Raw genomic sequence first — 5690 nt, 5'->3', positions numbered from 1 at the left:
GGGGCGCAGGGCCCGGGCCGGGGTGAACCGCCGCTCGGCCGTCGGGTACGCCTGCTGGTGCGCGGCGGCGCAGCCGAGCCAGTGCAGCGCGTCGGGGTCCTTGGGGCACAGCCGCGCGGCCCGGCGGAACTCGTCCTCCGCCCGGGTCGGTTCGCTCGCCCTGAGCAGGGTTCGCCCGAGACCCACGCGTGCCCGGGCAGCGAGCACCGCAGCGGCCGTGCCCTGCTCGGGCGACGTGCCGTCGGGCCCGGTGCCGCGTGCGGGGACCTCGTCGCCGCGGGAACCCGGCCCCGTACAGGTCAACGCCGCCCGGAAGGCCCGTGCAGCCTCCGTCCGGTTCCCGGCGGCCAGGAGGGACTCGCCCTCCGCACAGCTCTGCCGGGCGCGATCCAGTTCGTCGGGCCGCACCATGCCCTCAGTCCCCGTTCCGTGGCGCGCGCCCGACGCCACCGTCGCCCCTCGCGCACTCAGCTCGCCGCCTCGTCCAGTTCGGATCGCCAGCGCCCGAGCGCACGATCGTAGTGGAGAGGTCCGACGGAGAACCGCGTCAGATCCAGAACCGTCAACTGCTCATACGCCTCCTGAGGCAGCCCCGGTTCCAGCACGATTTTCAGCCCGCTGTGTTCGTCCTGCAGCACCAGCGGGCGAGGGGCGGTGTCCTCCCCGGTCGCGCCGGGTCGGACGAGGCGCCCCACCAGGTCCTTCAGCACGCGGTAGCCGTCCTTGACCGCCTCGCCGCCCAGCCCGCTGAGGAAGGCTTGGAGTGGCAGCGCCGCCAGGACGAGCCACTGGAGTTCTGCCGAACCACGGTGGGCGAGCACCCGCCGAACCCGAACCACGGGAAGCCCCAGGTCCTGGAAACGCTCCGTCAGTTCCCGCTGGAGCCCCTCCGACACGGCTTGGGAAACCAACAGTTCCGCGCGCAGCGGTGCCTCGGTCATGACGGCCACCTTCCCGGCCCCGACGGCCTGTTGGTATGCGTGAGCCTTGTGCGGCGCCCGAGCCTAGAGCTGTCGGGGCGTCGGATGCCACTTGGAAGCCCGTTACCACCGAGACCGCCCGCCGGCCTCGCAACCGTGGTCGGGGTGGAGCCCTCTCGCCCTCAACCGCACGCCGATCCGCTCGGATTCACGCGATGGTGTGATCATGTATCGCCATCCGGATGCCCGCCGGAGACCACGGGTAGGGCCCGGCCATGACGCAGCCGTTCGAACTCCCGCACTTCTACATGCCGTATCCCGCGCGGCTGAACCCCCACCTCGAAGAGGCCCGTGCCCACTCCTCCGCGTGGGCACGGGAGATGGGCATGCTGGAGGGCTCCGGCGTGTGGGATCAGGCGGACCTGGACGCGCACGACTACGGCCTGCTGTGCGCGTACACCCATCCCGACTGCGACGGTCCGGCGCTCTCGCTCATCACCGACTGGTACGTGTGGGTGTTCTTCTTCGACGACCACTTCCTGGAGCTCTTCAAGCGTTCCCAGGACCGCCCCGGCGGCAAGGCCCACCTCGACCGACTTTCGCTCTTCATGCCGCTGGACCTCTCGACCCCCCTGCCGGAGCCGCAGAACCCGGTGGAGGCGGGCCTCGCCGACCTCTGGGCGCGTACGGTGCCGGCGATGTCGATGGACTGGCGCCGCCGTTTCGCCGTGGCCACCGAGCATCTGCTCAACGAGTCGATGTGGGAGCTGTCCAACATCAACGAGGGCCGGATCGCCAACCCGGTCGAGTACATCGAGATGCGCCGCAAGGTCGGCGGAGCGCCCTGGTCGGCCGGTCTCGTCGAGTACGCGACCGCCGAAGTCCCGGCGTCCGTCGCGGAGTCGAGGCCGCTGAGGGTGCTGATGGAGACGTTCTCCGACGCAGTCCATCTGCGCAACGACCTGTTCTCGTACCAGCGTGAGGTGGAGGACGAGGGCGAGAACAGCAACGGCGTGCTCGTCCTGGAGACCTTCTTCGGCTGCGGCACCCAGCAGGCCGCGGAGACGGTCAACGACATCCTCACCTCCCGGCTGCACCAGTTCGAGAACACCGCGCTCACCGAAGTCCCCGGACTCGCCCTGGAGAAGGGCCTCACCCCGGACGCGATCGCCGCCGTCGCGGCGTACACGAAGGGCCTGCAGGACTGGCAGTCCGGCGGCCACGAGTGGCACATGCGCTCCAGCCGTTACATGAATGAAGGGGCCACCTCCTCGCGCGGCCCGATCGACTTCGGCGGCGCGGTCCTCTCCGGCCCCGCCCTGGTCGGCCGGCCCGGGTTCGGCACGTCCGCCGCCGACGTGGGGGCGCTGCTCGCGACCGCCGCCGCGGAACGGCTGCGCGCCCACACGCACGTGCCGTACCAGAAGGTCGGACCCTCCCTGCTGCCCGATTTCTACATGCCGTTCAAGGTGGAGCTCTGCCCGCACCTGGACGGCGCCCGCCCCCGCCTCACCGCCTGGATGCACGCGATGGGCATGCTGAGCGAGGGCGTCTGGGACGAGGAGAGGCTCGCCGCCGCCGACCTTCCGCTCTGCTCGGCCGGCCTCGACCCGGACGCCACGCCCGAGCAACTCGACCTCAGCTCCGCCTGGCTGGCCTGGGGCACCTACGGCGACGACTACTACCCCCTCGTCTTCGGCCACCGCCGCGACCTCGCCGCCGCGCGCCTGACCACGGCCCGGCTCTCCGACTGCATGCCCGTGGAGGGGGAGCAGGTGCCCGTCCCGGTCAACGGGATGGAACGGGGCCTCATCGACCTCTGGGCGCGGACGACGGCGGGGATGACCCCCGACGAGCGACGCGGTCTGAAGGCGTCCGTCGACAAGATGACGGAGAGCTGGGTGTGGGAGCTGTTCAACCAGATCCAGAACCGCGTCCCCGACCCGGTCGACTACCTGGAGATGAGGCGCGCCACGTTCGGCTCCGACATGACCCTCAGCCTGTGCCGGATGGGCCACGGACCGCAGATCCCGCCCGAGGTCTACCGCAGCGGTCCCGTCCGCTCACTGGAGAACGCGGCGATCGACTACGCGTGCCTCATCAACGACGTCTTCTCGTACCAGAAGGAGATCGAGTACGAGGGCGAGGTCCACAACGCGATCCTCGTCGTGCAGAACTTCTTCGGCTGCGACTACCCGACCGCGCTCGGTGTGATCCACGACCTGATGACCCAGCGGATGCAGCAGTTCGAGCATGTCATCGCCCATGAACTGCCCGTCGTCTACGACGACTTCGGGCTGTCGGAGGAGGCGCGCGCCATCATGGGCGGCTATGTGACCGACCTGCAGAACTGGCTGTCCGGCATCCTCAACTGGCACCAGCGGGTCGACCGTTACAAGCCCGAGTTCCTGGCCCGCCGGGCCCACGGCTTCGTCCCGGACCGGCCACCGGTCCTGTCCTTCGCGCCGGCGTACGCGGGCTGAGCCCCGGTCCGGATCACGCCGTCCCCGTTTCCCGTCCGGGTCACGCCGGGTGGGGCGCCACCGCCCGGGTCGCGTGCTCGACCGCGGCTCGGGCGAAGGCCCGCACGACCGGGTGCGGACGGCTGCCGTCGCCGGCCAGCTCCGGCTGGAAGAGCGTCGCCAGGAAGAAGGGGTGGCCGGGCAGTTCGGCGATCCGGACGTTCCCGGCCTCGTCGCGCCCGGAGAACCGCAGACCGTGCGCGCGCAGGGTGTCGAGGTGACGGGTCGGGCCGTACGCGCAGAAGTACCGCTCGACCGACCGCTCGGCGTTCATCACGGACTGCGCGAGCGAGCCGGGCTCGACGACGACCGTGGCCTCGTGTCCGATCAGGGAACAGGCGAGCGGCTCGATGAGGAAGTCCTCGGCGTCCGGCTCGGTCTCGGCGTGCGCGACCCGGGTGAGCCCGCACTCGTGCCGGGCGTACTCCAGCAGCGCGTGCTGGAAGCCACCGCACGTGCCCAGGAACGGGATGCCCTCCTCCCGCGCGGTCCGGATCGCGGAGATCACCCCGGCCTCGCTGCGGTACGGGCTGCCCGGCACCACCCACACCGCGTCGAAGCCCCGCACCGCTCCCTCGTCGACGGCGGCGTCCTCGGAGGGGATCCAGTACGCGTCGAGGACGAGCCGGTCGCGCACGGCGAGGGCGTCGAGGAGGAGCGGGATCCGACTGTGCGAGACGACGTCGGGGGAACGGTCGCCGACGAGGGCGAGCCGGGCGGATCGGGCGGTGGCGGAGGAAGCGGGCTGAGCCGCGCTGTGTGTCATGCCCGTCATCCTGGGCGCGATCCCGACTTCACGTCCAACGATGATTACTGCATCACCGATAAGCATTGCTGATGGGCCGGTACGCGATCCTGTCCGCATGGATCCGCATCTGCTGCGCACGTACGTCACCGTGGCCCGGCTCGCCTCCTTCTCCGAGGCGGCCCGCCTGCTGGGCTACACCCAGTCCGCGGTGTCCCAGCACATCGCCGCGCTGGAACAGGACCTGGGTGCCGCGCTGCTGACCCGGCGCCCCGTCGTCCCCACGACGGCGGGCGAGCGGCTCCTCGAACACGCGGGCCCCCTGCTGCTGCGCCTGGACGCGGCCCGCGCCGACGTCGTACGGATGGCGGCCGCACCCGAGCACGGACTGACGCTCGCGGCGACCCCGACGGCGCTCGGCCCCCGTACGATCGCCGCGCTGCCCGCCGCCGGGGTGACCCTGCGGACCCTGGCCCGCGACGACATCCCGGCTGCCGTCGCCACGGGCACCGCGGACCTGGGCCTGGTCGACGGGCTCGCCGCACCCAGCGACCCCCTCCGGCTCCCCGACGTGGCACCCCTGACCACCCGGGGCATCGACGAGGAACCCGTCTGTGTGCTCCTCTCCGCCGGGCACCCCCTCGCCCGTCGCCCGGGACTCCGTCTGGCCGACCTCGTCGACGCCCGGTGGCTCGACGCTCCCGGCGCGGGCCTCCCGCTGGACCGGCTCCGCACCGCGAGCGGCACCGGCGGCGTCCGCACGGCCCTGCGCTATGAGGGCACCGACCTGCGGACGCTGACGACCCTCGCCGCCGCCGGACACGGCCTGACCGTCCTGCCCCGCGGTTTCGCCGCCGACGTCCCCGGTGCGGTCGCCGTCCCCCTGGTCGAACCGCGCCTCGTGCACCGCACGGAGCTCGTGTACGGCGCAACCCCGGGCGGAGCGGCCGCGGCCCTGGTACGGGAGCTGACCGGGCCGCAAATGATGTGACGCCTCGGTGGGACACCTCGGTGGGACGGCTGGACGGACGCCTCGAAGTGATGGCTCGAAGTGATGGCTCAGCGTGAAGGATCGATGTGACGGATTGATGTGACGGAGCGTCAGTCTCACTCTTTCGTGGCTCGTCGCGCCGTGGTGCGCCGGGTAGGTGTCCGGCCGGAGGCGAGACCATGGAACAGACCGCGTTGCGACCCAAGCCCATGCCGGGCCAGGAGTCCGGTGACGGCCACCCGTCCGGCACCGCCCGGCGCCCGCACGCCGCACCCCGCCGCGCCCGGCAGCGACTGATCACCCTGCTGTTCGCCCTGGTCACCTGCGCGGTCCTCGTCCTGTCGGGCGTCGGGCTCGGCACGATGGGCGCCACGGTGATCGGCATGAACGGACTCGCGGAGCTGCGGGAGGGCGCGCCGCCCGGCCCGGACACCTCCACCGGGCCGGGCGGTGGCGGTCGGTCGGGGGTGAGCCACCCCGAGTCCGCGCCGGGGAGCGGCGGTTCGATCCCC

5 protein-coding genes and 1 pseudogene are annotated in these 5690 nt (G+C 71.9%); 3 read left to right on the top strand and 3 right to left on the bottom strand.

The window, feature by feature from the left end; all coding sequences use genetic code 11:
- Positions 1-411, bottom strand: a 411-nt coding sequence (locus AWZ10_RS44910) for a tetratricopeptide repeat protein (RefSeq protein ID WP_159058595.1), incomplete at its 3' end; no start/stop codon positions are given.
- A gap of 56 nt (positions 412-467) precedes the next feature.
- Entirely contained in the window at positions 468-941 is a 474-nt protein-coding gene (locus AWZ10_RS44905) for a hypothetical protein (protein ID WP_046704586.1), read from the bottom strand.
- 254 nt (positions 942-1195) lie between these two features.
- On the opposite strand from AWZ10_RS44905, the gene cyc2 reads away from it, so the two are divergent.
- Positions 1196-3403 (top strand): germacradienol/geosmin synthase Cyc2, encoded by a 2208-nt coding sequence (gene cyc2, locus AWZ10_RS44900; RefSeq protein ID WP_060894102.1) that lies wholly within the window; start codon positions 1196-1198, stop codon positions 3401-3403.
- Positions 3404-3443: 40 nt separating this feature from the next.
- On the opposite strand, the gene AWZ10_RS44895 is transcribed toward cyc2, so the two are convergent.
- A complete protein-coding gene (locus AWZ10_RS44895; RefSeq protein ID WP_046704584.1) occupies positions 3444-4208 on the bottom strand; it encodes a CTP synthase C-terminal region-related (seleno)protein in 765 nt (254 codons plus the stop codon).
- 97 nt (positions 4209-4305) lie between these two features.
- Here AWZ10_RS44895 and AWZ10_RS44890 point away from each other — a divergent pair, with 97 nt between their 5' ends.
- A complete protein-coding gene (locus AWZ10_RS44890) occupies positions 4306-5178 on the top strand; it encodes a LysR family transcriptional regulator (protein WP_046704583.1) in 873 nt (290 codons plus the stop codon).
- Between the two features lie 179 nt (positions 5179-5357).
- Positions 5358-5690, top strand: a pseudogene (locus AWZ10_RS44885) (PDZ domain-containing protein); the annotation flags it as partial.

The sequence above is a fragment of the Streptomyces europaeiscabiei genome (assembly GCF_001550375.1).
In the GTDB taxonomy this organism is placed as follows: Bacteria; Actinomycetota; Actinomycetes; order Streptomycetales; family Streptomycetaceae; genus Streptomyces; species Streptomyces europaeiscabiei.
Note: the sequence above shows the minus strand (reverse complement) of the source record. Positions and strands in the feature narration are given on the sequence as shown.

Bases quoted from the DNA above. Each gene is read 5' to 3' on its own strand.
- cyc2 (WP_060894102.1), top strand. From the start codon at position 1,196: ATGACGCAGCCGTTCGAACTCCCGCACTTCTACATGCCGTATCCCGCG.
- AWZ10_RS44905 (WP_046704586.1), bottom strand. From the start codon at position 941: ATGACCGAGGCACCGCTGCGCGCGGAACTGTTGGTTTCCCAAGCCGTG.
- AWZ10_RS44895 (WP_046704584.1), bottom strand. From the start codon at position 4,208: ATGACACACAGCGCGGCTCAGCCCGCTTCCTCCGCCACCGCCCGATCC.
- AWZ10_RS44890 (WP_046704583.1), top strand. From the start codon at position 4,306: ATGGATCCGCATCTGCTGCGCACGTACGTCACCGTGGCCCGGCTCGCC.